This is a genomic window from Mesorhizobium sp. WSM4898 (assembly GCF_029625845.1).
Taxonomy (GTDB): Bacteria; Pseudomonadota; Alphaproteobacteria; order Rhizobiales; family Rhizobiaceae; genus Mesorhizobium.
In genome coordinates, this window is record NZ_JARTVQ010000010.1 from 25,294 (window position 1) to 48,969 (window position 23,676).

Genomic DNA, 23,676 nt, shown 5'->3' on the forward strand with positions numbered 1-23,676 from the left:
CCAGTCGTCAGTCCCGCGCGGTTCAAGCCGTGACTGCGTCGCGAACCTGTTCGGCCGCCGCATCCAGAAAGGCCTGAGCGAGGTCGGGATCGTTGACGACGCGCGACAACGTCAGCGCGCCGACCATCGTCGAAAGAATGGCCATGGCCTTGCTGTTGGGCTCTTCGCCATCGGTCGCGGCGATCAACCGGCCGATGATTTCGAGATACTGCTTGATGCCGGCTTCGAATGACCCTTTCACGTCGGCCCCCTGTCTGGCAGCATCCGAGCCGAGCGCCGCGACCGGGCAGCCGTCCATCCTTTGCTCGCGATGGCCCATGCTGAGGTAAAATGCCATCACCGCCCCAAGCGGATCGCGGGGATTGGCTGCGGTCGCCGTCGCCCATCGGGCAGCCGTACTCTCCACCGCCCGTCTGGAAGCCTGTGCGACCAAGTCCTCCTTCGACGCGAACTGCTTGTAGAAGGCGCCTTGGGTCAGCCCGGCACCCTTCATCAGATCCTTGAGGCCGATGCCGTCGAACCCATGTTCCCGAAAAAGGCGGCTGGCCACGTCGATCACGGTCTGCCGGTTCTTCTCAGCCTGAATGCGGCTCACGCGCATGATCGCCCTCCATATTTAGATTGCGTACGAAATCTATATGCCATTTAGAGACTGAGCGCAATCTATTTAGGATTCGGGATAGGCGGCTCGTCGGGGGCTCAGGTTTGCTGCAGGCCAAATGCGCCCCGCCCACCGGGATTCCGTGAGCTTCTCGTTGCCGGGCCACCGCGAACAGCTCTACGCGCTCTCGAGATCCGGCGGGGAGGTGACGGTCTCGACCGTGGGCGACATGCAGATGAGCGCAACGCTGCCGGACTACCCCGCCACGGATCGCGGCCTGGCAAGCTGCCGGACAAGAGTCTCAGAGCGTTGGCCAGGACCTAACAAAAGACGCGTGGACCAGAGGACCTATTCGAAGGCTATTCTCGAACTCAATTCCCAATCGGCAGCGTCCCGGCGAACACCGCCGTCGCCGGCCCGAATCGCCGGCGTTGGGCGTCACCGCCGTGCGAAGCTGAAGGCGAAATGGCTGCCGCGATGATAGACAGCGGCATAGACGACCGGTGTCCCGGTCGCATCGAAACAGGTTTCAGTAATGAGCAGCGCCGGCCCGAAATCGCGCAGGTCGTTGCGCTGCACGATTTCGTCCGGCAGCGTCACGGCTGAAACCGAGGCGGCCGACATACGCGGCTGATGGCGGTGTTTCTCCAACAGCGCGAGCAGCGAACCACTCCATTCGATGTCGAAAAGGCGGCCGGGCAAAAGGCTGCGCGGCACGTAATCCAGCGAGTAGATGAGGGGCACGTCGTTGTGCAGCCGCAGCCGTTCCAGTCTTATGACGCGCTCTCCGTCGGCCAGCCGCAATTGCTGCTGGATCACCGGATCGGGCGTTTCCTCGGCGATCGACAGAACCTTGTTGATGGTGTCGTAGCCGTAATGGCGCGACATGTCGGTCACGCTTTCGAACATCGTTATCGGCCGGTCGACCTGCACGGCAGAGTTCGCCGTGACAAAGCGGCCGAGGCCGTGGGTGACGGAAATGGCGCCGTCCTGTTCGAGAAGTTTCAGCGCTTCGCGCAGGGCAGGGCGCGAGATGCGGAAGCGCTGCGTTAACTGCGACTCGGTCGGCAGCCGGTCGCCGGGCTTGAGCCCCTCGCTTCTGATCAGGTCGGCAAGGCGGTCGCGGAGCTGGACCGCCAGTGTGCGCGCATCCCGAAGCGGCTCGTCCAAGTCCCTGATCCCCATAGTGCCAACTCTCCTTTTGTTGTCGGACAATCGCGGCTAGGTCAAGCGGGGGCATGTCGTGGCGCCTCACTTGCTGCATACGCAATTGGACCGGAGCCGGTCCGCAAGATTTCTCTTGAAATGCGCTCAGCAAGATGTCAGTTGTCTTACAACAGATGCGATCGAGGGAACGATGCTCAATTTCGACGAAGCCCGGTTTGTACGCATTCAATCGGGGGCGGTGGCTTTGCGGGAGCGCATCGAAACCGCCGTTGCGCAATGTCTCGCCGCCGGGGCTCAAAACATCTTCTTCCTCGGCACCGGGGGCGCGGCGATTCTGATGCATCCGGCCGCACAATTGCTGCAGCGCCGGTCCGGCTTTCCCGCCTTCGTCGATATCACTGCCGAGCTGCAGCTTGCCCAATCCGTGCACCTGACCGAGAAATCGATCGTCGTGCTGCCTTCGCTCTCGGGCACCACCAAGGAAAGCGTGGCGCTGCTGGCTAGGATCAAGGAGATCGGAGCGACGGTGATCGCGCTGGTTGGGCATGAGGAGACGCCGCTCGGCAGGGGCGGGGACCACGTCTTCGTCAACTTCGCTGAGGACGACACCTCCTGCGAGTCCTTCTACCTCCAGTCGCTGTTCATCGCGCTTTCGGTGCTGAAGCATCGCGGCGAGCTGGCCGAATCCGAACGGATTTTCGCCGAGCTGGCGCAGTTGCCGCGATTGCTGCTGGAGGTGAAGCGGAGCTATGAAAAGCAAGCCGCCGACTTCGCCCAAAAACTGGCCGCCTCCGACTATCACATCATAACCGGCGCCGGGAACGTCTGGCCGCAGGCTTGGTATTACGGCATGTGCATCCTGGAAGAGATGCAATGGATCCGGACCCGTCCGGTGCATGCCTCCGATTTTTTCCACGGCACGCTGGAGCTGGTGGAAAAAGACGTGAGCGTTGTTCTCTTCAAGGGCGACGACAGCGCCCGGCCGCTGGCCGAGCGGGTCGAGAATTTCGCAGCTAACTACACGGACAAGACGACGGTGCTCGACACGGCCGCCTTCGAACTGCCCGGCATTTCTGCGGACGTGCGCGCGCTGGTTTCGCCGGTCGTGCTGGCCACCGCCCTCGAACGCGTCAGTGCTCATCTCGAGGTAATCCGCAACCACCCGCTGACGACGCGCCGCTACTACAAACGCGTAGCCTATTGAGCGCGTGCCTTTAGCGGCAGCGCTTCATGGCGTAGCAGAGGGGATATGACGGCTCAATTTCGATTTGCCGCCGTCGGCGACAATTGCACTGACCGCCTCGGCTTGCCGATTGGGCGCTCGCTGGTCGGCGGCAACGCGCTCAACGTCGCCGTCCAGCTCGCCCGGCTTGGCAATAGGAGCTTCTATTTCGGCGCCGTCGGCCGCGACGCCGAAGGCGAGCGCACCCGCGCCGAGCTCGAAGCCAATCGGGTCGTGGTCGACCACCTGCGAGTCGGCGACCGCAACACCGCCTGGACCGACATCAAAGTGTTGCCGTCAGGTGAGCGGCTGATCGCCGCCGAGGATTTCGGCGCCTGCGCCGGATACGCGCCGCACGAGGCCGAACTTGCCATCATGGAGGCGATGGATCACGTCCATATCGGCTGGCTGGATGACGGCGGCGCCTTGCGCAGGCGCCTGTCGCGGGCAGGCGTCAGCGTCTCGCAGGACATTTCGGTCAACGCCGATCCGGCCAATCTCGGCGTCGAGGGCCTGAGCATAGCCTTCTGCTCGACCGGCGAACCCTATGGTGCCGCGGCGGCGATGGCGGTGGACCTTCTGTCGCGCGGCGCAGGCTGCGCCGTCGTCATGCGCGGTGCCGAGGGATCGATGGCGGTGACGGCCCGCGAGCGCGCCGAGACCGGCATCCGTCCGGTCGAGGTCGTCGACACGACCGGCGCCGGCGACAGTTTCATTGCCGGCTTTCTCCACGCCTGGCTGGCCAAAAAGCCGCTGTTGCAATGTCTCGAAAGCGGCCGCGATCGCGCCGCGCTGACCTGCTGCCATCTCGGCGGCTTCCCCCAGGAGGGAATGCCGCACTGAAGTTCAGCGCTTCAGCGAGCGCCCGAACCGTTCCTCGATGCGGGACTGCAGGAATTCGAGCCCGATCGACAGCAGCCAGTAGATCATCGAGGCGGTGATCAGCATCTCGATGTGCCGGAACTCGGTCTGGCCCTGCGTGCGCGCCAGATACATGATCTCCCATACGCCGACCACCGAAATCAGCGAGGAATCCTTCAGCATCGCGATGAACTGGTTGCCGGTCGGGGGAACGATGACGCGCATCGCTTGCGGCAGGATCACCAGGAACATCGTCTGGTTGGGGCTGAGGCCAAGCGCGGTGGCGCCCTCGGTCTGGCCGCGCGGAATGCTTTCGATGCCGGCGCGGAAAATTTCGGTCATGTAGGCGCCGTAGCAAAGCGACAGCGCCATGATGCCGGCGGGCACGGCCCCGATCACGTAGCCGACCTGCGGCAGGCCGAGATAGATGATGTAGATCTGCATCAGCAACGGCAGCCCGCGGAACAGCGAGGTGTAGAACGTTGCCAGGCCATAGATGACGCCGTTCTTGGAGAGCTTGGCTATGGCGCCGATGAAGGCGATGACCGTGGCGATGGCGATCGAAATGGCGGAGATGTAGAGCGTCGTCACCACGCCCTGCGAGACGAGGAAGCCGATCTTCCTGCCAATGAAAGAGAACGACAGGTCGAAGGAATAGAAGAACAGCATCAGCAGCACGAACAGCTCGATCCACACCGCCACGATCTGCTGTTTGCGCCCGAGTTGCTGCAGGGCTTTCCAGTTGGCCGCCGCGATCAGCGCGATCAGCACCGCCGAAACGCCTCGCGCTGCCGCGGGATTGGCGGCAAGCCATTCGAGGGAGCTCGGAACCAGCTTGCCGATCCAGTCGGCTTTGATGCCAAGCCCGTAGAGGCCTGCGGCGAACGCGGCGAGCGCCAGGCACATGCCGATGCGACGCGCGGCGTCCGGATAATTGAGCAGCAGTCTGCCGATCACCTGTCGATCTCCCTGTGGTCAGCGGGGGCGTTCGCGCCACCAATCCTGCGCCTGTAGCTTCCAATAGGTGAGTTGCGCCGCGGCAAGCCCGACCGGCCCGCCCGCCCAGGTCAGTCCGAACCGTTCGAACAGCCGGTAACGGTCCGACTGGCCGAGTATCGCCTCGGCCACCACCTTGCCGGCCATGGCGGTGGTGTTGATGCCATGGCCGCCAAACGCCGTGAGATACCAGACGCCTGGCTGCAGCTGTCCGATCTGGGGCATCAGGTGCCGGGCGTAGGCCATCAGCCCCGACCAGGCGAGTTCGGTCTTGAGCGCAGCGAGCTGAGGATAGGTTCCGACCATCTCCCGGCGCAATTCCCTGGCCAGCGCTGCCGGCGAAGCGGCCCGCGTGGTGATGCGTCCACCCCAGAGCAGCCGCCGCCCGTCTTCCACGACGCGGTAGTAGTCGCCGGCGCGGCGGCTATCGCCTATGCCGTCGGTCGTCGCGATGGCGCTGGCGATGAGTTCCGGGGCCTCCTCGGTCAGCATCACATAGGTCGCAATCGGCAACATGGCCCGCCTCAACTGGCCGAGCAGCCGTCCTGTGTAGCCGCCGGTGGCGAACACCGCCTGCCGCGCGCGTACTTCGCCGTTTGCTGTGCGCATGGTCTTTTGCGGGCCGACGAGTCTCGCCTCGACGGCGCTCGTCGCCTCGTGGATCCTGCCGCCCAGCCTCTCGATCTCGTCGGCGACGGAGCGCAGATAGTTGAGCGGATGCATGTGGAAGGCGTTGGGGTCGCGCAGGCCCTGATAGTAGCGCTCGGACTGCAGCACCGCGCGCACCTGGTCACGCTCGAGATATTCGAGCGGATAGTCGAAATCCCGCGCCAGCCGTTCGGCGTGGCCCTTCAGTTCGGCGCCGCCGTCATGGCGAAGCACGCCGATAATTCCGGGGCGAGGCTTTGCCGCCTTGATGTCGAGATCCTTGATCGTCTGCCGCACGAATTCGACGCCTTCGATCGACAATCGGTGCAGCTTCTGTGCCGCCGCGGTGCCGGCCATCGCGGCGATATTGTCGCTGCCGGTGGCGAAGCCGGGGCTGACGAAGCCGCCGTTGCGGCCCGAGGCGCCGAAGCCGACGCGCTCGGCTTCGAGCAGGACGACTTCGCGCCCGGCGCGGGCCAGCTGCAGCGCCGTCGTCAGACCGGCCAGTCCGCCGCCGACAATGACCGTGTCGCATTCGGCCAGACCGGCCAAAGGTGGTCTGACCTTCTCGTCGGCAAGCGTGCGGCGATAATAAGTATCGGGATAGGTCATGATGAATCGCATGAGAGCGGGCGGCCTTCAAAGCCGCCCGCGACGAACGTCATTCGGCGCTGTAGTTCTTGCCGTACCATTTGGTGGTCAGCGTGGCGAGTGTGCCGTCTTTTTTCATCTGGTCGATGATGCCGCCGATCTTGGTGGTCCACTCGGCGTCACCCTTGTCCGCGATCACCACCAGCGGCTCGCGGAAGGCGTAGTCGCCCTCGAGGATGCGCAGCGGATACCCGTTCTTGATGGCGTTCTGGGCGGTCTGCTCGGGCGCGATGACTGCGTCGAGCCGCACGCCGTCCCCAAGTCTCAAATCGTCGAATGGCAGCATGGAATCGGCAAAGGTCCGGATCTCGCCCGGTTGCAGCTTATATTCGACTGGCGGAAGGCCGGGAGCGTCGATCTCCAGCTGACGGCGGATGAAATCTTCCGAAGTCGTGGCGGTTTCGACACCGATCACCTTGCCGTTCAGGTCGTTCACGGACTTCGCCTTGCTGTCCTTGTGGACCACATAAACATAAGGGCTGTAATAATAGATGCCGGCGAAATCGATCACGTTGGCCCGGGCCTTGGTCGGCGTCACCGAGCCGACGCCGAGGTCGTAGCGGCCTTGCCAGTGGCCGCCGGTCATTGTGGCCCAGTCGGGCGTCTCGAAGCTGACCTCCACGCCCAGACGCTTGGCGATCTCTTTCGAGACGTCGATATCAAAACCCACCAACTGGTTGCTTTCGTCGAGAAAGCTCTGCGGCGGCCAGCCGCTGTTGGTCGCGACCACCATGGCCTTCTTGGATGTGACGCGATCCAGGGTTTCTCCCGCTCGCGCTGCCGACACGAATGCGAGCGCGCCGGCAGCCACCGCGAAACAAGCGATCAATCTCCTCACGAAACCTCCCTCTCGTATGTAAGATGTCTGACAACGCAATTGTCCGGAAGGGGCAGGGCGAGTCAAGCATCTTTTGTCGGGCATTGCCGAGTTCAGCCTGCAATGAGCGTCCACTGCCGCCCCGGCCCCAGGCTCAACTCCGATGCCGAAGCGCCTCGACGACGACTGCCATCGCCGGAGAAAGCTGCCGCCGGCTCGGATAATAGAGGTGATAGCCCGGAAAGGGCAGGCTCCAATCATCGAGCACGAGCGTCAGCCGCCCGTCCGCGATGTGGCGGCTGACGAGGTTTTCCGGGACATAAGCGATGCCGTAGCCGCTTAGCGCCGCATCGATCATCGGCAAGGTCGAGTTGAAGGTCAGCTGGCCATCGACCCGGACCCGAAGCTCGCGGCCCTTCTTCTCGAACTCCCAGGCATAGAGCCCGCCAAACGTCGCCTGCCGCAGGCCGATGCAGTCATGCCCGACCAGATCCTGCGGTGTCCTCGGGACTGGGCGGCGGGAGAAATACTCCGGCGAGGCGATGGCCACCAGCCGCCAGTCGGGGCCGATCCGCACCGCGATCATGTCCCTGTCGACGCTCTCGCCAAGCCGCACGCCGGCGTCGAAGCGCTCCTCCACGATGTTGCGCATGCCGTTGTCGCTGTAGAGCTCGACGCGCAAGTCGGGATAGTCGCAGAGCATCGGCTCGAGCTTCGGCCAGACCGTCGTCTCCAGCGCATGGTCGGACAGCGTGATGCGTACCGTGCCAGCGGGCTTGTCCCGGAAGGCGACCAGACCCGCGAGATCGGCCTCGATCTCCTCGAAGCGTGGGGCGAGCGACTGGTAGAGCCGCTCGCCGGCTTCCGTCGGCGCCACGCTTCGCGTCGTGCGCGTAAGCAGGCGAACGCCGAGGCGGGCTTCCAACTGCTTGATGGTGTGGCTGAGCGTCGACTGTGACGTGCCGAGTTCCGCTGCTGCCCTGGTGAAGCTGCGCTCCCGGGCGACAGCCAGGAACCACAGCAAATCTTTCATGTCGCCGCGCTGCATGGAGAACCTCCTGATCGATTTATATCACAGGTAGATAAGTCCATACGGATTATCGGCTCTAATCGATTTGGTTGCACTGCAATATCTTCCGGGCAGGTCGCGGCGGCCGTGGCCGATTCCGGCGCCCCGCTTGCAAGGATGCCCCCGAATGGAAACCACTTACGACACAAGGCTTGTCGAAGACCGCGCCATGCGGGGCGCGGTGCTCTCGATGGCGCTTTGCGTTTCGGTGCTCATCGCCTCGGAGTTCATGCCGGTCAGCCTGCTGTCGCCGATCGCGACCGATCTCGGTATCACCGAGGGTCGGGCGGGCCAGGCGATCTCGATTTCGGGCATTTTCGCTGTCGTGACCAGCCTGCTGGTCGCCGGTCTGACGCGCCGCATCGATCGCAGGCTGGTCGTCACCGGCTTCACCGTGCTTCTCATCGCGTCCGGGCTTGCCGTCACCTTCGCCCCGAACTACGCGTTCCTGATGGCCGGCCGCGCGCTGCTCGGCATGGCGATCGGCGGCTTCTGGTCGATGTCGACCGCGATCGTCATGCGCCTCGTCCCCGAGGAGCAGGTCCCAAAGGGCCTCGCCATGCTGAACGCCGGCAACGCCGTCGCGGCCACCATTGCCGCGCCGCTGGGCAGCCTGCTTGGGGCCTATGCCGGTTGGCGCGGCGCGTTCTTCCTGGTCGTGCCGCTCGGGTTCCTGGCGCTCGTCTGGCAGTGGCTCAGCCTGCCGCCGCTCCCGCCGCGCCGGCGAAAGCGGTCGGGCAACAGCCTGTCTCTTCTCGGCCGTCCTCCGGTCGCCATCGGCATGGCATCGGTCATGATGCTGTTCATGGGCCAGTTCGCGCTCTTCACCTATCTGCGTCCCTTCCTCGAAAGGGTCACCCAGGTCGACGTCGCGACGCTTTCGGCGATCCTGCTGGTCATGGGGCTCGCGGGCGTCGGCGGCACCTGGTGCATCGGCCGGCTGCTGCGCGCGCGTCTGTTCAGCATCCTGATCGTCATTCCGCTGGTCATGGCCGTGCTTGCGCTCGCGCTCATCGCCCTCGGCGCAATACCCCTTCCCAGGCCCTGCTGCTTTTCGTCTGGGGTTTCTTCGGCACGGCCGCGCCCGTCGGCTGGGGCACCTGGCTCAGCCGCACGCTGCCTGAAGACGCGGAGGCCGGCGGCGGGTTGCAGGTGGCCGTCATCCAGCTTGCCATTACCGGCGGCGCTGCGATCGGCGGCACGCTTTTCGACACGGTCGGCTGGTGGGGAGCCTTTGCCTTCGGCGCGGCGCTGCTTTGCGGAGCGGCGCTCGCCGCGTTCGCCGCATCGCGCATGGGCGGGAGGGCCGTGCCATGACGACCGGCCATCCCAAGCTCAGTCGCCGCGCATTGCTCGGCGCCGCGCTCGCATCAACGCTCCTGCCGCGGCGCGCCCGCAGCCAGCAGGGCAGGGGCCCGGCCAGCCAGGAACCCGCCGACATGAAGATCAGAATGACATTCGATGGCCGAACCATGACGGCCACGCTCTACGACAATCCTTCGGCACGCGATTTCTTTTCCATGCTGCCGCTCGATCTCACGATCGACGACTACGCGCGTAACGAGAAGATCGCCTATCTGCCGCGCAAGCTGACCGAAGAGGGCAGCGGCCCGTTCGGCAACGAGCAGCCCTATGACCTCTGCTACTTCGTGTCCTGGGGCAATCTGGCGATGTTCTACGCCGACTACCGCCATCCCGGGCTGATCAGGCTCGGCCGCTTCGACGGGGGCGAAGAGGCCCTGCACATACGCGGCGAGTTCCCGCTGCGCATCGAACGCATGTGAGAACGCAAAGGAGATCACCATGGACATTCTTCGCGCTGGCACGAGGCCGTCCGGCAAGGGGCCGTCCGACTGGTTCACCGGCACGGTCCGGATCGATCCGCTCTTCAATCCCTTCGATGCCGCGCGGGTGCAGGGCGCGCAGGTCACCTTCGAGCCCGGCGCCCGCACCGCCTGGCATACGCATCCGCTGGGGCAGACGCTGATCGTTGTCTCCGGCCGTGGCCGCGTGCAGCGCGAGGGCGGGCCGCTCGAGGAGATCCGCCCCGGCGACGTCGTCTGGTTCGCGCCCGGCGAGAAGCATTGGCACGGCGCGTCGCCCGAGACGGCCATGACCCACATTGCCCTCCAGGAGGTCAAGGACGGCAAGGTCGTGGACTGGCTGGAACATGTCAGCGACGCCGACTACGGCGCCTGATCACCGATCGAACGAAAAGGAAAGCAAAATGCTCGCAACTGTTCTTCATAAGCCCGGCGATATCCGCTGCGAGGAAATCGAGGACCCGAAGATCCTTCGCCCGACGGACGCCATCATCAAGCTCTCGGCGAGCTGCATCTGCGGCTCGGACCTGTGGCCGTATCGCGGGCTGCAGCCGATCGATCGCCCGATGCATATGGGCCACGAATATTGCGGCATCGTCGTCGAGGTCGGCGCGGAGGTGCGCAACGTGCGCCCCGGCCAGTTCGTCGTCGGCTCCTTCTGCCTCTCCGACAACACCTGCCCGCATTGCCGCTTCGGCTTCCAGTCTTCCTGCGTGCAACGCGAGTTCATGTCGGGCGCGCAGGCGCCTTATGCCCGCGTGCCGCTGGCCGACGGCACCCTGGTGGCGACTTCCGAGGTTCCGCCGGCCGACCTGGTGCCTGACCTGTTGGCCGTCTCGGATGTGCTCGGCACCGGCTGGTATGCGGCGGATGCGGCCGAGGTGCGCGAAGGATCGACCGTTGTCGTCGTCGGCGACGGCGCCGTCGGCCTGATGGGCGTGCTCGCGGCGAGCGAGATGGGCGCGCAGCGCATCATCGCCATGAGCCGGCACGAGAGCCGCCAGAAACTCGCGCGCGAATTCGGCGCGACCGACATCGTGGCCGAGCGCGGCGAGGAAGGCATCGCCCGCATCAAGGAACTGACCGCGGGCGTCGGCGCGGACTCGGTGCTGGAATGCGTCGGTACGGCCGAATCCTTCGACCAGGCGCTGGCCTGCTCGCGCCCCGGCGGCACCATCGGCTATGTCGGCGTGCCGCATGGCGTGAGCTTCGACGGCCAGAAACTGTTCTTCGGCCAGAAGCGCATGCTGGGCGGCCCGGCGCCGGTGCGCCGCTTCCTGCCCGACCTGATGGAGCGCGTGCTCAAGGGCAGGATCAAGCCCGGCAAGGTTTTCGACCTCAAGCTGCCGCTGACCAAGGTCGCCGAAGGCTACCGCGCCATGGACGAGCGGCGCGCGATCAAGGTCATGCTCGAGGTCTAGGCGCCGGCGATGGTCGCGACGGGCACTGCAGCCGATGAAAGCCGGACGATGGCGAGATTGGTGCCGATCATGGCGGCGATCTTTGCCGGCTTCCTGCTCATCGGCCTGGCGCTGCCCGTCCTGCCGCTGCATCTGCATGACAGGCTCGGCTTCGGCCCGTTCGCCGTCGGGCTGGTGACGGGCAGCCAGTTCGTCGCCTCGCTGCTGTCGCGCATTGGTGCCGGAAACTATGCTGATCTGCGTGGCGGCAAGCGCGCCGTCGTGGTCGGCCTTGTCGCCGCCGCGCTGGCCGGGCTTATCTATCTCGGCTCGCTGGCCTTGCTCGCTCAGCCGACCGCGTCCGCGACGGTGCTCTTCGCCGGCAGGGCGGTGCTGGGCGCGGCCGAGAGCTTCATCATCACCGGCGGCGTCGCCTGGGGCCTGGCGCTTGCCGGCGGACAGAACTCCGGCAAGGTCATCGCCTGGATCGGCATGGCAATGTTCGCGGCGCTGGCGCTCGGCGCGCCGATCGGGTCCGCGCTCTATGAAGCCGGGGGCTTCGCCGCGATCGCTCTTGCCACAATGGTCCTGCCCCTTGCAACACTGCTCGCCACTCTACCGATGCGCGGCGTCAAGGCCGCCGGCAGCGCCGCGCGGCAGTCCTGGACGAGCGTCGCGCAAGCGGTCTGGCTTCCGGGCGTCGGAGCGGCCCTCAGCAGCCTCGGCTATGGCGCGATCCTGTCCTTCGCAGCGCTGCTCTTTGCCGAGCGCGGCTGGCATCCGGTGTGGCTTCCCTTCACCGCCTATGCGGCATCGCTGATCGCGGCAAGGCTGTGCTTCGGCCACCTGCCGGACAGGCTCGGCGGCGCCCGCGTCGCCGCCATCTTCGTGGTGGTCGAGGCGGCGGGCCTTCTATCGATCTGGCTGGCACCGGGGCCGCTCGTCGCGGCCATCGGAGCGGGCCTGACCGGGCTCGGCTACTCGCTGGTCTATCCGGGCCTCGGCGCCGAGGCGGTCGCCCATCTCCCCGCAAGCAGCCGCGGCCTTGCCATGGGGCTCTACACCGTCTTTCTCGACGTGGCGCTCGGCTTCGGCAGCCCGGCGCTCGGCCTGATCGCCGCGTCCGCCGGGCTGCGGTTCGTCTTCCTCGCCGCCGCCGCGACGACACTTCCGGCTTTGGCCATCGCGCTCTTGCTTCGCCGCAGGTCAGCCCGGGCAAGGATGTAACGGAAAGCGCGCCGCCGCTAAGCCGTCTCTGCAGGTCGTCAGATCGGCTCTTCGGTCAGCCTCAGTGCCGGGGCACTTCGGCCCACAACCGGGCGGCAAAGCCGCGCTTGTCGAGCACCCAGGTCTCGCCGGTCACCACCGCCTTGCCGTCCAGACATTTGTAGGAATAGAGCGCGTCGTGACCGGTCGCGAAGGCTGGCACGACGTCGGCATTCGGGTTGGTCCTGCAGAATTCGTCCGCGCCGGGATTGTCGCGCGCGGCGTTCATTTTCGCGCAGGGCAGGTTTGCCCCGACGAAGCAGGCCAGCACCTTGCCGTTCATGCAGCGGTAGTTGGCCTGCGCCTGCAGTTCCGATTCCGCCGGCGCGCCCTTGGCGTCCGGAAAGAGCTTCCTGAACGCCTTGACCGTGCCGCCGTAGAGCTCGTGCGAGTAGGCGCGGATCGTATCGTCGTTCTTCACCTGGCGGCACAGTCGATGGAGATTTTGGCCCTTCGCCGCGCTGCCTGAAGCGAGGACCGGGAAGGCGGATGCCGCAAGCAGCACCGAAGCGAAAACGCCGATGGTCGAAAGGCAAAATGCACGCATTTTGAACTCCTCGGGAAGGGCGCGCGGCCATTGGGGGCGTGAGGCATGGGATGCCGGCAACCTCCCGCAGCTTGACCGCTGCGATGCCGGGAAGCAATGGGGGTCGCTCGTGCCGCGAGCGGGCGTCGCCAACCTCTGGAACCAAGGCTGTCCCCACGGGTTGAGTTCGGTCGGCCGAGATCGCAAGGCGTTGCAAGCGGCACTTATGGAGTACCCGGCTTTGAGCATTGTCGAGAGCATCAAGAAAGCAGCCGAGAAGCTGACCGGGATCGCAAGACCGGCCACGTCCAGGCTCGCGGATCTGGTTAGGCAGAGGAAAGCCAATGCCTTCCGCTTCAAGGACGACGGCCTTGTTCCGAACCATCCGTCGTGGCCGCTGATCGTTTACCGCGGCGCCGTGACGTTGCCGGACGATCTCGATCCGGCAGCCGTCTTCGAGGAGCTATTCAAGGCGAATGGCTGGAGCGACAGCTGGCGCAACGGCATCTACGACTATGTCCACTACCACTCGCGCATCCATGAGGTGCTGGGCATTGCGCGCGGCACGGCCAAGGTGCGCTTCGGCGGCGACAAGGGCCGCGCGCTCACGGTCAAGGCCGGCGACGTCGCGGTCCTGCCGGCCGGCACCGGTCACCAGCGGCTCTCGGCTTCCGCCGATTTCCTCGTCGTCGGCGCCTATCCGCCCTCCGGCACCTATGACGAATGCACCAAGCCCGAGCAGCACGCGGAAGCGCTACGCATGATCCCGAAGGTGAGCCGGCCGCGCAAGGACCCGGTCTATGGCCGCGACGGACCATTGCTGAAGGCGTGGGGCGAACGCTGAATGCAAGCATCTCGCCATCAAGCGAGGCCATCCCCACCTGCGCCTTCAACAAGAAACAGCGGCCGCCGATTTGCAGGCGTAGCGGCGCGCTTTCGCCTACGGATATTGCGTCTTCGTCGGCGCGTAGGTTGCCGGATCGAAATCCAGCTCCTTGGGCAACGGCTGGCTGGAGCATTGCAGGTGCACCTGGCGGGCAAGAAGCCGTCGCTGTTGCTGCTCATGCTCCTTCACGGCTGCCACCATCCCCATGCTGTACGGGCCGAGCAGCACGCCAAAACCCCAGCCGGGGTGCTCCTTTTCGCGCGCGTCGTAGTCCGAGGCCGCAATGCGGGCCTGCTGGCAGTCCGGCGAGGCCCATTTCGGGTCCTGCTGCGACAGCTTCGCTCCGTAGTCGACCGGAGAGGTCACGCATCCAGCCAGCGCCGCGCTGAGCGCGAGGATCATTGCGATTCGCATCCGCAAGCCTTTCCTAATGTGCGGGCGAGAAAACACACACGGAGGCTTCGGGCAAGCATCCGTCGACGGGAACCAAAATCGCTTTCGAGCTGCAACCGGCCTGCGGGACGCGCGTTGTCGAAGCAGCTTACCTCATGGAGCCCACACCAATGCCCGCCAAGCGTTTCTCTCAGCCCGTCGCAATCTTCGTCGGGCTCGGCTTTCCGCGCGAGATAAACACCGTCTTCGAGGCCTATCAGTTTCTCGACGAATGGACGGGCAGCCGCAGCCCGACCTACGCAACGACCCTGGCGCTGTGCCGGGCGGCGGTCGCGGGTGAACAGGATGCCGAAGCCGCACGCGTCGCCTTCGAAGCGTTCGCGAGGTCGCGCGGCATTCTCGCTGCCGAAGCAATGGAACTGGCCGCGGCGCGTGCCGCGCAGGAATGGATGGCGGCGTGATCGATCGCTATCGATCTGTCAAAACTTCCGGCTGACATAAGGCGAACCGCCGAGGCCGAACCGCCACTGCGCCTCCACGCCCTTCGTGATGCCGATCCTGCGTCCGCTCAGGATGGCGGCCGCGTTGGTTTCCGAGGCGGCAAACTCGAAGGGCAGCGCGATGAGCGACAGGCCGTTATGCGAGCCGTCGACACCCATCGCCTGGCAGAGTTTGCCCGGGCCGGAGCAGAGCAGCCTGTCATGGTCGGTTCCCCGCCTGTCGCGCATGGCGGCGATGCCGGATTGCGGCTGGATCGCGCGGATCAGCACCGCGCTGCCCGGCAGGCACACCGCGTTCAGGCACCAATGCAAGCCGTAGGAGCGATAGACATAGGCCGTGCCGGGGGCGCCATACATCGGCGCGTTGCGCGGCGTGCGGCCGCGATAGCTGTGCGAGGCCGGATCGTCGGGACGATAGGCCTCGGTCTCGACAATGATGCCGCCGACGCCGGCGAGGCCGAGCCGCGCGCCGATCAAGGCGCGCGCCACAGTTACGGCTTCGCGCGCGAAGAAATTGTGGTGCTGGTCGGCGTGAGCGCTAGGCGGCATGGCGATTAACGCTCGTCAGGTAAGCCATGATCATCCTGCGGCACTGGTCCATCGCGCGTTCGCCGGCGACGCTGACGGGGTGCCGTTCGATGGCGCGGTGGACCACGTTCTCCAGGAGTGTCTCGATGAGCGCTGCCGCATCGCCCAGATCGAGGTCGGGCGCGATCTCGCGCCGGTGCCGCGCCAGCTGGTTTTTGATGATCCGGTCGCCGACCTCGCGGACCTTTTCCGCGCGATAGCGCCGCGCCAGCGAAGAACCCCAAGCGGGTTCCGCGCGGCTATTGCCTGCGCTGCCGTGCCGGGATTCAAATCCTCGGACCTGCCGAACGATCGACGGCCCTGCTCGCGACGGCAAACACAATCCGCGCCAAGGCAATCCCAATGAGCCCGGCCGCCGCTTTCACGAGCGCATCCTGGAGCCGGGCATGCCGGCCGGGATCGACCGCCTGCAGCAATTCCAATAGGCCGGCCGCGGCGCAGACAAACAGCATTGCGTGCATCAGGCGGGCGCGGAATCCGAAGGCCAAGGCAAGGCCGAACAGGGCATAGGCCAGTGCGCGTTCCATGTTCGCCTCACCGAGATGCGGGCGCATTTGGACGGGTGAGAGGGTGGCAAACGTGATGGCCGCCAGCAGCACGAGCGCGGTAAGACGGGAGATCGAGGTCATTCCCCGCTCATACAAGCGGCAAGCCGGCATAACAATACAGGGCGCTACGCGGCACACGTAAACCGCCGGCGAAAGCTGTCCGGCCGGCCCTGCGCACCGTCTCAGTCCAGCGTTTCATGGAAAAGGTGAACTGCCCTGTCTCTCTGTTCCGACGCAATTCCGGCCGGAGAATGCGCCTCCTTTCCAGGCCGCTCACCCCAGCAGATTGCGCGCCGCGCGCATGAAGATCTTCGAACCGATCGGGATCAGGTCGTCCGGGAAATCGTAGTCGGGATTGTGCAGCGCCGGGTAGCGCTCGCCGGCTCCGAGGAAGAACATCGCCGACTTGGCGCTGTGGCCGAAGATGCCGAAATCCTCCGAGGCGCGCATCGGCAAGGCTTCCTCGCTGCGCGACACGCCTTCCTCGTCCAGCGCGCGCTCGAGATGCTCCACCGCGTCCGGCGCGTTGACGCTGGCCACGAAAATCTCGTGGTAGTTGTGGCGGACGGAAAGGCCGTGTTGGGCGGCGATTCTTGCCGCCAGCGCCTCCGCCGCTGCAACCAACTCCGCCATGCGCTCGTCGCGGCGGGTGCGCAGCGTCGCCCACACCTCGGCATAGCCGGGCGCGATGCCGAACACCGCTTCGCCCATCGAGCAATGGGTGACGGTGACCATGGCGAAATCGTCGACGGCGAAGGTGCCGCGCCCGAGCGTCGGCAGCTGCGGCATCAACTCACTGACCGCCAGCATCGGCGAGCTGCCGGTTTCGGGCATGGAGGAATGCGCGGTCTTGCCTTCGAGCACGATCCGCATGCCGCGCGAGGCGCAATTCACCACGCCGGGTTTGAGCCTCACTTCGCCGAACGGCACGCCCGGCAGATTGTGCAGCGAGAAGGCGAAGTCAGGCTGGATCTCGGAAAAGCGCGGATCGGCAACGACGCCGGCCGCGCCATTGCCGGTCTCTTCCGCCGGCTGGAACATCAGCACCACGCGGCCGCGCGCCGGCCTCTGGCGCCCGAACTGGCGGCCGAGCGCAGCCAGGATCGCGGTATGCCCGTCATGGCCGCACATATGCGACTTGCCCGGCACCTGCGAGGCATGCGCGACGCCCGAAAGCTCGTGGATCGGCAGCGCGTCGAGCTCGGAGCGAAACAGCACCGTCGGCCCGGCTTGCCCGCTGTCATAGACCGCCGCCACGCCATGGCCGCCGAGCCCGGTCAGCACCTTGTCCGGCCCGGTATCGGCGAGGAAGTCGACGACCTCCTTCGCCGTATTCTCCTCTTCGTTGGAGATTTCCGGCTGCCGATGCAGCTTGCGCCGCCATTCCGTCAGCTCGACCAGGTCTCGGTTGGTCAGGGTCACGTTCGTCTCCGCGTGGTTTGCAACTCACACAAACACAATAGGGTTCTGCTCGCGCGGTGCCATGCCGATCAATTCAAATAGTCCATGGGTGAATTCGCTGACGAAGCTTGACACATCCAGCGACTATCCCAACGATTTCCGTTGCCAAAGCTCAAAGCGCTACTAGTCGCGGCGCGCTTGGTCGGGGCGTAGAAATGAGCGGTGCGGGCGAAAACCTCGATCTAAAGGAAATCAACGCAATTCGCGCCTTGCTGGCGTCGAAGCCGCGGCCGGTGGGCTGGGACGAACGCCGGGCGCGGCTCGACGAGGTCGGCTCGTCCTCGCCGGTCGCGGCCGATATCCGATGCGAGGCGGTGACTTTCAACGACCTCGCGTCCGAGTGGTCCTTGGCGCCCGGGTCCGACACGGACAAGGTGCTGCTCTTCTTCCATGGTGGCGGTTACTGCTCCGGCTCGATCACAAGCCATCGTCGAATGGTGACAGAGGCCGGCCGGGCAATGAGAATGCGCACGCTTGCGGTCGGCTATCGGCGCGCGCCGGAACATCCCTTTCCCGCGCAGCACGAAGACGCGCTCGCGGCGTGGCGCTTCCTCGCCGAGCAAGGGATCGCGCCGGATCGCATCGTTGTCGGCGGAGACAGTGCCGGCGGCAATCTCAGCCTGTCACTGGTCGGCCGGTTGCGCGCGGCGGGCGAGCGGTTGCCGGGCTGCCTTTGGCTGGTCTCGCCCTGGACGGATCTTTCGATGTCCGGCACGACATTGTCAGCCAAGGACGCGATCGACCCCATCATCCACCGGGCCTATCTGGAGGAACTGGCGGGCGCCTATGTTCCCCATGGTGTGGATCGGCGCGATCCGCTGATCTCGCCCTTGTTTGCCGATCTGACCGGATTTCCTCCAATGCTGATCCAGGTCGGTTCCGCCGAATCGCTGCTGTCGGACGCGACGCGGCTCGCCGAGGCCGCCGGCATGGCGGACGTCGAGGCACGCCTCGAAATCTGGCCGCATATGATTCATGCCTGGCCGGTCTGGAATGCGCAATTGAGCGCCGGACGGCGCGCGCTTCTGAGCGCGGGCAGCTTTGCCCGCGAATTTGTGTAGCCACCGGCGGCCAGGCAGGATTGGCATGTTCCCGACCTGACCGCTTTGATGCCGCGCCTGGCAGCTCGATGTCCCGCCCACTCGCGCCCTGCATTTCGACCATTCAGGTAGAGCTTTGGTTCGCGTGTGAGTTCGCCGAGCCCGGCTCGTCGACGCGAAGTTGTCGGCCGCGAGCCGCTAAGCCTTGAAGCTGAACAACCGGAAAAGGTTCGAAGGACTCCTGTAGTGCTCACGCACCTCGCGGAAGCCGGCCCGCCGGCCAAGATTCCGCCAGGAAGACGCCGTCTCAGGGTAATCCATGCTATGCACGTGGGTGGCGAGCAGCAGCCATTCGAGGCTGCTGAGCGCTGAAAAATCTTTGCGCTGCCGTTCCCATCGTCTCATCCAGCCGGCCCGGCTCTCCCACATTTTGCATGTGTTCTCGTAGACCAGAAGTGTCCCGGATCGGCCGACAAGGCGCCGCAGCTGGTGCATGACCTCGAGTTTTTTGTCGAAGCGTAAATGGTGCAAGGACAGGCCGATCCAGGCGAAGTCGACAGGCTCCTCCGAGGCGGTCAGCCACTCTACGAATTCCCCGCGCCGCAGTTCGGCGGCGCATGACAGACCGGCGACATTGGCGGTTGCCTCATCGAGCGCTGTCCGCGACAGGTCGATGCCGACGTAGCGACCGACGGGCAAGCCCTCCAAGGCAGCCGCACTGAACGAGGCGTCTCCGCATGCAAGGTCCAGGAAAGAGAAGCCAGGGCGTTGGTTTTGCAGCAACTGGCGAAGCACCGCATAAGCTTCACGGTGAAACAGGTAGTTGTTGTCCAGAACCTTGCGATAGATGCCCCACATTTCTTGGAACAGGGCAGAGGGGGGCACGGCAACTTCGATCTTGGTGGCGGCAGTCATGGGATCGCTCCTCTCGGTCAGGAGCAATCAAGGTGAAATGCGGGCCGCTAAATGTAGCGAGCCGAGGTGCTAAAACTTCCGAAAACTTCCAAAAAACGCCTCATTGCATTAGCGTGAGCTGATGGAGGAGCGGCGCTACAGTTTTGGTCCTTTCTTGCTCGATGCGGGAGCGGGAATGCTTTACCGACGCGGAGTGCCGATTTCGGTAGGCTACCGGGCCATGCTGCTTCTGGAGCGCCTGCTGCGCTCGGCCGGAGTCGTGGTCGGTAAGGACGAACTGCTCGATGCAGCCTGGAACGGACTGGCGGTCGAGGAGGGCAACCTGTCGGTGCAGATCGCCGCCTTGCGCAAGGTCCTGGGCGAGGGGCCCGACGCCTCGCATTCGATCCTGTCGGTCGCGCGCGTGGGCTACCGGCTGACCGGCGAGGTGCGGCTTGACGCAAGCGATACGCGAAACGGTGCAGCCGAATCGGACGAAGGGCCGTCCATCGCGGTGACCCGTTTTCGCCTGATCGGCGACGATCCCGAAAAGTCCTACTTTGCCGACGGCCTGTCGGAGGACATCATCACCGGCCTGTCGCGGTTGCGAGGTCTGCATGTGCGTGACCGGAGTTCTTCCTTTGCCTATGACCCGCAGCACATCGAGCTCGATCGCCTGCGCCGCGAGTTGAAAATCCGCTACGTCCTGCAGGGCAGCGTGCGCCAGTCCGGGCAGGCCCTGAGGATCACGGCGACGCTGAGCGATGCCAGCGCGGGTACGCAGGTGTGGGCGGAACGCTTCGATGTCGAGAGCGGCGATTTCCTGGCGTTGCAAGACCAGATCACCCACAAGGTCATGGCTTCGATCGAGCCCCAGCTTTACGAAGCCGAGCGTCTGCGCCTGCATAGCCGTCCCGCCGAGAGGCTCGACGCCTGGGGCTTTGTGATGAAGGCCATGCCCCATGTCTGGACGTGGGGATCCGAGAAAGACCTCGACATGGCCGAGGGTCTGCTCGTCAAGGCGCTTGAGATCGATCCCGATTATGCCCGCGCCAACAGCCTTCTTGCCTGGACGACCGGCGCGCGGGCAGCGCTTGGCCTGACGCCGAAACCCCGTGAGCTGTTGGCCTCCGCTTTGACGAGGGCACAAGCGGCGGTCGTGCGCGATCAGGACGATCCCTGGGCGCATCTTTCGGCCGGCTATGTTCACATGGTGTCGCGAAATTTTCGCTCGGCGGTAGACGAATTGCTGGAGGCGATCGAACGCAATCCTGGGCTCTCGCTCGCGCACTGCATTCTGGGTTCCACCTATGGCTATGGCGACATGGCGGAGGATGGCTTGCATCACCTGGCGATTGCCGCGCGGCTCAGCCCGCGGGATTTCATTCAGGCAGCGATCTTTTCCACCATGGGTATCTGCCACTTCACCGCGGGACGGTTCGATGTGGCGGCCGATCTGGAGCGCCGGGCCGTTCAGCTTCGGCCGGCTTTCGGCACCGCTTGGCGGACTTATGCGGCGACGGCTGCCCTTGCCGGCGATGTCGCCACCGCCGCCGCGGCGTTGAAGGAGGCCCTGCGGCTACAGCCGAACCTCTCGGTGGCCTGGGTCGACGAGCACCACCCTATCGTCAGGCCCGAAAAGCGCGCTCTCTACATCAGCGGACTTCGCATGGCGGGGTTGGCCTAGCTTTGGCTTCAATTGGGTCTTGGTGGTCACGTCGCAGGCCTCGCCTGGCCGATTGCGCACTGCGCCAACAAAGCCATACGATCGAACCATGCCGCACTATCCAGACGCAATGCCCCTGTCGAAGACCCTGTTCGAACGTGCCAGGAAGGTGATGCCGGGCGGGAACACGCGCACCACGGTCTTTGTCGATCCGTTTCCGATCTATGCCTCGCGAGGCGAGGGGTGCAGGGTCTGGGATGTGGACGGCAACGTCTATTACGACTGCATCAACAATTTCACCTCGATGATCCATGGCTACACGCAACCGGATGTGGCCGCCGCGGTGATCGACCAGCTGCCGTTCGGCACGGCCTTCGGTGCGCCGACGGTCAGCGAGATCGAGCTTGCCGAGCTGCTGGTCGAGCGCTTGCCCTCGGTCGACCGGATCCGCTTCGCCAACTCCGGGACCGAGGGGGTGATGATGGCCATCAAGGCCGCGCGCGCCTTCACCGGGCGGCCCAAAATCGTCAAGATCGAGGGCGCCTATCACGGCTCCTACGACTTCGCCGAAGTCAGCCTTGACAGTACTCCCGCCAATTGGGGAGACATGCCGAATTCCACGCCCTATGCGAGGGGCACGCCGCGCGGGGTGCTGGACGATGTGATCGCCGTGCCGTTCAACGACAGCGAAGCGCTGCGCGCGGTCTTCGCCGCTGAGCGCGATACCATTGCCGGCGTGCTGATCGATCCCATGCCGAACCGCGCCGGCCTCATTCCGGCGCGGCAGGATTACCTGCACGCCATGGTCGAGATCGCCCATGCGGCGGGTGCCCTGGTCATCTTCGACGAGGTGATTTCCTTCCGCCTCGGCTATTCGGGCGCGCAGGGGCTGTGGGGCATCGAGCCCGACCTCACGGCGCTGGGCAAGATCATCGGCGGAGGCTTTCCCGTGGGTGCCGTCGGCGGCCGGGCCGACATCATGGCGGTGTTCGATCCGACCCAGGGCAAGCCCGCTTTGCCGCATGGCGGCACCTTCACCGCCAATCCGGTGACGATGCGCGCCGGGCTTGCCGCGATGCGGGCGCTGACCAGGGAAAGCTTTGCCCACCTCGATCGCCTCGGCGCTTTGTTGCGCGACGGCATCGCCGCCTCATTGGGCAAGCATGGTCTTGCCGGCCAATGCGTCGGCCTGGGCTCGCTCTTCAAGGTCCATTTCACGTCGCATCCCGTCACGGATTACCGCTCCGTCTATCCCGGTCAGGCCGAACGCAGGAAGCTCGATGCCTTCCACAAGGGCTTGCTTGGCCGCGGCGTCTTGTCGGCCAGCTATGGCCTGTTCGCGCTGTCGACACCGATGACCGAGGCGGACGCCCGCGCCATTCTGCAGGCGATCGACGAGACCCTGGGCGAGATCGCTCGCCAGTCCTGAGACAGGCCGACAGGAGGATCACGGATGACAGCTTCTCCTCATGTGGTGGTGATCGGCGCCGGCACGCTGGGTTTGTGCTCGGCCCTCCACCTTGTCGAACAGGGCGCGCGCGTAACCGTGCTCGAAGGCCAGTCGATCGCCTCCGGATCGAGCGGCAGGTCGGTCGGCGTGGTCGGGTCGCAATTCACCGATCCGCTCGAGATCATGCTTCGCGTTCATGCGCTGCGCCGCTTCCGCCAATAGGAGAGCCAGGGGCTTGGCTTCAACCATATCGGCTACCTGCGGCTGGCGCGCACGCAGAAGCAGATGGAGCTGTTTGCAAAGTCGGTGGAAATTCAGGAAGCGGCCGGCCTGCGCTCGCGACTCTATCGTGCGAACGAACTCGCGGAACTCGTGCCGCACATCAATCCGGAGGGGCTGGAGGGTGGGCTGTTCGGGCCCGACAATGGCTTCCTCGACCCTCACGAGATGTGCACTTTCCTGGCGCATTCGGTCCGCACCCAGGGCGGCGAAATCCGCCAGTATCGCAAGCTGCTCGGGGTAAGGCGGCGGCCGGGCGGCTACACGCTGGAGACCAGCGGCGATCCGATCGATTGCGATGTCGTGGTCAATGCGGCAGGAGCCTGGGCGCCTCAGGTCGCCGAACTCTTCGGCCAGCGCCTGCACATTTGGCCCGAGCGTCACGAGGCGGTCGTCATCCATCTCGACGAGCCGCTCGGCTACACGATGCCGATGGTCATGGATCTGGTAAACGGCGAAGGCAGCGGCCTCAATTTCCGCCATGAGAAAAGCACCGAACTGATCGCCGAGATTCACAAAGTCGACTCGCTCGCGCCGGAGGATCCCGACAATTATAACGACCATTGCGAGGAACGATCTAAGGTCAGACTGGCGGAGCTTCTCCTTGAGCGGCTGCCCGATCTGCCGGGCGCGCGGCTTGGCCGGGGTTGGGCCGGCCTTTACCCCGTGACCGCCGACCATCGCCCCTTCGTCGGCCCGATCGATGCTTCCGAGCCGACATTGGTGACCGCTGCCGGCGCCGGCGGCTATGGCATCCAGCTGGCCCCGGTGATCGGGCAGATCGCGGCCGACTGGGTTCTTCACGGCGCCCCGGTTTCCGCGCCCGGCACCGAGAGCCTGCTGCCGTCGGCAGCGCGAAACATTGCTCTTAGGTGATTGAGCGATGGAGTGGCGGGATGTCGAAGTCCGTGTCACGCGCCTAGG

24 protein-coding genes and 2 pseudogenes are annotated in these 23,676 nt (G+C 65.2%); 13 read left to right on the forward strand and 13 right to left on the reverse strand.

Annotated features, from left to right (window positions below; translation table 11 throughout):
- Positions 1 to 22: 22 nt before the first annotated feature.
- Together P9228_RS26945 and P9228_RS26950 are read right to left on the reverse strand one after the other, a co-directional pair.
- Complete coding sequence (locus P9228_RS26945; RefSeq protein ID WP_278056512.1) at positions 23 to 601, reverse strand: TetR/AcrR family transcriptional regulator; 579 nt, start codon at positions 599 to 601, stop codon at positions 23 to 25.
- Between the two features lie 438 nt (positions 602 to 1,039).
- Positions 1,040 to 1,771, reverse strand: a complete 732-nt coding sequence (locus P9228_RS26950) for a GntR family transcriptional regulator (protein WP_095801575.1) — start codon at positions 1,769 to 1,771, stop codon at positions 1,040 to 1,042.
- A gap of 187 nt (positions 1,772 to 1,958) precedes the next feature.
- Between P9228_RS26950 and P9228_RS26955 the strand changes: the two genes are divergently transcribed.
- Together P9228_RS26955 and P9228_RS26960 are read left to right on the forward strand one after the other, a co-directional pair.
- Positions 1,959 to 2,972, forward strand: a complete 1,014-nt coding sequence (locus tag P9228_RS26955; RefSeq protein ID WP_127215232.1) for an SIS domain-containing protein — start codon at positions 1,959 to 1,961, stop codon at positions 2,970 to 2,972.
- A gap of 45 nt (positions 2,973 to 3,017) precedes the next feature.
- Positions 3,018 to 3,833, forward strand: a complete 816-nt coding sequence (locus P9228_RS26960; protein ID WP_127215231.1) for a PfkB family carbohydrate kinase — start codon at positions 3,018 to 3,020, stop codon at positions 3,831 to 3,833.
- 3 nt (positions 3,834 to 3,836) lie between these two features.
- Here the strand turns inward: P9228_RS26960 and P9228_RS26965 are convergent, their stop codons facing one another.
- The 4 genes from P9228_RS26965 to P9228_RS26980 form a co-directional block, all read right to left on the reverse strand.
- Positions 3,837 to 4,808, reverse strand: coding sequence for an amino acid ABC transporter permease (locus P9228_RS26965; protein WP_095801486.1), 972 nt, complete (start codon positions 4,806 to 4,808; stop codon positions 3,837 to 3,839).
- 18 nt (positions 4,809 to 4,826) lie between these two features.
- On the reverse strand, positions 4,827 to 6,107 hold the full coding sequence (locus tag P9228_RS26970) for an FAD-binding oxidoreductase (protein ID WP_278056516.1): 1,281 nt from the start codon (positions 6,105 to 6,107) through the stop codon (positions 4,827 to 4,829).
- 49 nt (positions 6,108 to 6,156) lie between these two features.
- Positions 6,157 to 6,984, reverse strand: a complete 828-nt coding sequence (locus tag P9228_RS26975) for a transporter substrate-binding domain-containing protein (protein ID WP_278056518.1) — start codon at positions 6,982 to 6,984, stop codon at positions 6,157 to 6,159.
- A 133-nt stretch (positions 6,985 to 7,117) separates the two neighbouring features.
- Positions 7,118 to 8,011, reverse strand: a complete 894-nt coding sequence (locus tag P9228_RS26980; RefSeq protein ID WP_278056520.1) for a LysR family transcriptional regulator — start codon at positions 8,009 to 8,011, stop codon at positions 7,118 to 7,120.
- Positions 8,012 to 8,159: 148 nt separating this feature from the next.
- Here P9228_RS26980 and P9228_RS26985 point away from each other — a divergent pair.
- The 5 genes and pseudogenes from P9228_RS26985 (at position 8,160) to P9228_RS27005 (ending at position 12,482) form a co-directional block, all read left to right on the forward strand.
- Positions 8,160 to 9,349, forward strand: a pseudogene (locus P9228_RS26985) (MFS transporter).
- On the forward strand, positions 9,346 to 9,816 hold the full coding sequence (locus P9228_RS26990; RefSeq protein WP_127241650.1) for a cyclophilin-like fold protein: 471 nt from the start codon (positions 9,346 to 9,348) through the stop codon (positions 9,814 to 9,816). The pseudogene P9228_RS26985 and the gene P9228_RS26990 overlap by 4 nt, the downstream one beginning before the upstream one ends.
- 19 nt (positions 9,817 to 9,835) lie before the next feature.
- Complete coding sequence (locus P9228_RS26995; protein WP_127215226.1) at positions 9,836 to 10,231, forward strand: cupin domain-containing protein; 396 nt, start codon at positions 9,836 to 9,838, stop codon at positions 10,229 to 10,231.
- A gap of 28 nt (positions 10,232 to 10,259) precedes the next feature.
- Positions 10,260 to 11,276 (forward strand): zinc-dependent alcohol dehydrogenase family protein, encoded by a 1,017-nt coding sequence (locus P9228_RS27000; protein ID WP_095824605.1) that lies wholly within the window; start codon positions 10,260 to 10,262, stop codon positions 11,274 to 11,276.
- Between the two features lie 9 nt (positions 11,277 to 11,285).
- Entirely contained in the window at positions 11,286 to 12,482 is a 1,197-nt protein-coding gene (locus tag P9228_RS27005) for an arabinose transporter (RefSeq protein WP_278056523.1), read from the forward strand.
- A 61-nt stretch (positions 12,483 to 12,543) separates the two neighbouring features.
- Here P9228_RS27005 and P9228_RS27010 read toward each other — a convergent pair whose 3' ends face one another.
- On the reverse strand, positions 12,544 to 13,068 hold the full coding sequence (locus P9228_RS27010) for a hypothetical protein (RefSeq protein ID WP_156751033.1): 525 nt from the start codon (positions 13,066 to 13,068) through the stop codon (positions 12,544 to 12,546).
- Between the two features lie 220 nt (positions 13,069 to 13,288).
- On the opposite strand from P9228_RS27010, the gene P9228_RS27015 reads away from it, so the two are divergent.
- Positions 13,289 to 13,891, forward strand: a complete 603-nt coding sequence (locus tag P9228_RS27015) for a cupin (RefSeq protein WP_278056525.1) — start codon at positions 13,289 to 13,291, stop codon at positions 13,889 to 13,891.
- Positions 13,892 to 13,987: 96 nt separating this feature from the next.
- Here the strand turns inward: P9228_RS27015 and P9228_RS27020 are convergent, their stop codons facing one another.
- Positions 13,988 to 14,347: a hypothetical protein gene (locus tag P9228_RS27020; protein WP_095824602.1), complete on the reverse strand. Its 360-nt coding sequence runs from the start codon at positions 14,345 to 14,347 to the stop codon at positions 13,988 to 13,990.
- 149 nt (positions 14,348 to 14,496) lie between these two features.
- Here P9228_RS27020 and P9228_RS27025 point away from each other — a divergent pair, with 149 nt between their 5' ends.
- Complete coding sequence (locus P9228_RS27025) at positions 14,497 to 14,787, forward strand: DUF982 domain-containing protein (protein ID WP_095783366.1); 291 nt, start codon at positions 14,497 to 14,499, stop codon at positions 14,785 to 14,787.
- An 18-nt stretch (positions 14,788 to 14,805) separates the two neighbouring features.
- On the opposite strand, the gene P9228_RS27030 is transcribed toward P9228_RS27025, so the two are convergent.
- From P9228_RS27030 to P9228_RS27045, 4 genes are all read right to left on the reverse strand, one after another.
- Positions 14,806 to 15,375 carry a DNA-3-methyladenine glycosylase gene (locus P9228_RS27030; protein ID WP_095801477.1) on the reverse strand — a complete coding sequence of 190 codons (570 nt, stop codon included), beginning with the start codon at positions 15,373 to 15,375 and terminating at the stop codon, positions 14,806 to 14,808.
- The gene (locus tag P9228_RS27035) at positions 15,365 to 15,730 is read right to left on the reverse strand and encodes a hypothetical protein (RefSeq protein WP_278056529.1); all 366 of its coding nucleotides are present in this window, start codon (positions 15,728 to 15,730) and stop codon (positions 15,365 to 15,367) included. The genes P9228_RS27030 and P9228_RS27035 overlap by 11 nt, the downstream gene beginning before the upstream one ends.
- Positions 15,681 to 16,043: a VanZ family protein gene (locus tag P9228_RS27040; protein ID WP_067321824.1), complete on the reverse strand. Its 363-nt coding sequence runs from the start codon at positions 16,041 to 16,043 to the stop codon at positions 15,681 to 15,683. The genes P9228_RS27035 and P9228_RS27040 overlap by 50 nt, the downstream gene beginning before the upstream one ends.
- A gap of 192 nt (positions 16,044 to 16,235) precedes the next feature.
- On the reverse strand, positions 16,236 to 17,384 hold the full coding sequence (locus P9228_RS27045) for an amidohydrolase (protein WP_278056531.1): 1,149 nt from the start codon (positions 17,382 to 17,384) through the stop codon (positions 16,236 to 16,238).
- Positions 17,385 to 17,578: 194 nt separating this feature from the next.
- Here P9228_RS27045 and P9228_RS27050 point away from each other — a divergent pair, with 194 nt between their 5' ends.
- Positions 17,579 to 18,484: an alpha/beta hydrolase fold domain-containing protein gene (locus tag P9228_RS27050; RefSeq protein ID WP_278056532.1), complete on the forward strand. Its 906-nt coding sequence runs from the start codon at positions 17,579 to 17,581 to the stop codon at positions 18,482 to 18,484.
- A gap of 177 nt (positions 18,485 to 18,661) precedes the next feature.
- On the opposite strand, the gene P9228_RS27055 is transcribed toward P9228_RS27050, so the two are convergent.
- Positions 18,662 to 19,378, reverse strand: a complete 717-nt coding sequence (locus P9228_RS27055; protein WP_278056533.1) for a class I SAM-dependent methyltransferase — start codon at positions 19,376 to 19,378, stop codon at positions 18,662 to 18,664.
- A 175-nt stretch (positions 19,379 to 19,553) separates the two neighbouring features.
- Between P9228_RS27055 and P9228_RS27060 the strand changes: the two genes are divergently transcribed.
- From P9228_RS27060 to P9228_RS27070, 3 genes and pseudogenes are all read left to right on the forward strand, one after another.
- Complete coding sequence (locus P9228_RS27060) at positions 19,554 to 21,044, forward strand: winged helix-turn-helix domain-containing protein (protein WP_278056534.1); 1,491 nt, start codon at positions 19,554 to 19,556, stop codon at positions 21,042 to 21,044.
- Between the two features lie 88 nt (positions 21,045 to 21,132).
- Entirely contained in the window at positions 21,133 to 22,452 is a 1,320-nt protein-coding gene (locus P9228_RS27065; protein ID WP_127246715.1) for an aspartate aminotransferase family protein, read from the forward strand.
- Between the two features lie 24 nt (positions 22,453 to 22,476).
- Positions 22,477 to 23,628: pseudogene (locus P9228_RS27070) on the forward strand (FAD-binding oxidoreductase).
- Positions 23,629 to 23,676: the final 48 nt, after the last annotated feature.

What these genes read in the sequence shown, in the direction of transcription:
- P9228_RS27025 (WP_095783366.1), top strand. Translation starts at nt 14,497, where the DNA reads ATGCCCGCCAAGCGTTTCTCTCAGCCCGTCGCAATCTTCGTCGGGCTC.
- P9228_RS27010 (WP_156751033.1), bottom strand. Translation starts at nt 13,068, where the DNA reads ATGCGTGCATTTTGCCTTTCGACCATCGGCGTTTTCGCTTCGGTGCTG.
- P9228_RS26960 (WP_127215231.1), top strand. Translation starts at nt 3,018, where the DNA reads ATGACGGCTCAATTTCGATTTGCCGCCGTCGGCGACAATTGCACTGAC.
- P9228_RS27000 (WP_095824605.1), top strand. Translation starts at nt 10,260, where the DNA reads ATGCTCGCAACTGTTCTTCATAAGCCCGGCGATATCCGCTGCGAGGAA.
- P9228_RS27060 (WP_278056534.1), top strand. Translation starts at nt 19,554, where the DNA reads ATGCTTTACCGACGCGGAGTGCCGATTTCGGTAGGCTACCGGGCCATG.
- P9228_RS27065 (WP_127246715.1), top strand. Translation starts at nt 21,133, where the DNA reads ATGCCGCACTATCCAGACGCAATGCCCCTGTCGAAGACCCTGTTCGAA.
- P9228_RS26990 (WP_127241650.1), top strand. Translation starts at nt 9,346, where the DNA reads ATGACGACCGGCCATCCCAAGCTCAGTCGCCGCGCATTGCTCGGCGCC.
- P9228_RS27005 (WP_278056523.1), top strand. Translation starts at nt 11,286, where the DNA reads ATGGTCGCGACGGGCACTGCAGCCGATGAAAGCCGGACGATGGCGAGA.
- P9228_RS27050 (WP_278056532.1), top strand. Translation starts at nt 17,579, where the DNA reads ATGAGCGGTGCGGGCGAAAACCTCGATCTAAAGGAAATCAACGCAATT.
- P9228_RS26955 (WP_127215232.1), top strand. Translation starts at nt 1,959, where the DNA reads ATGCTCAATTTCGACGAAGCCCGGTTTGTACGCATTCAATCGGGGGCG.
- P9228_RS27020 (WP_095824602.1), bottom strand. Translation starts at nt 14,347, where the DNA reads ATGCGAATCGCAATGATCCTCGCGCTCAGCGCGGCGCTGGCTGGATGC.
- P9228_RS26980 (WP_278056520.1), bottom strand. Translation starts at nt 8,011, where the DNA reads ATGCAGCGCGGCGACATGAAAGATTTGCTGTGGTTCCTGGCTGTCGCC.
- P9228_RS27040 (WP_067321824.1), bottom strand. Translation starts at nt 16,043, where the DNA reads ATGACCTCGATCTCCCGTCTTACCGCGCTCGTGCTGCTGGCGGCCATC.
- P9228_RS26945 (WP_278056512.1), bottom strand. Translation starts at nt 601, where the DNA reads ATGCGCGTGAGCCGCATTCAGGCTGAGAAGAACCGGCAGACCGTGATC.
- P9228_RS26995 (WP_127215226.1), top strand. Translation starts at nt 9,836, where the DNA reads ATGGACATTCTTCGCGCTGGCACGAGGCCGTCCGGCAAGGGGCCGTCC.
- P9228_RS27030 (WP_095801477.1), bottom strand. Translation starts at nt 15,375, where the DNA reads ATGCCGCCTAGCGCTCACGCCGACCAGCACCACAATTTCTTCGCGCGC.
- P9228_RS26970 (WP_278056516.1), bottom strand. Translation starts at nt 6,107, where the DNA reads ATGACCTATCCCGATACTTATTATCGCCGCACGCTTGCCGACGAGAAG.
- P9228_RS27055 (WP_278056533.1), bottom strand. Translation starts at nt 19,378, where the DNA reads ATGACTGCCGCCACCAAGATCGAAGTTGCCGTGCCCCCCTCTGCCCTG.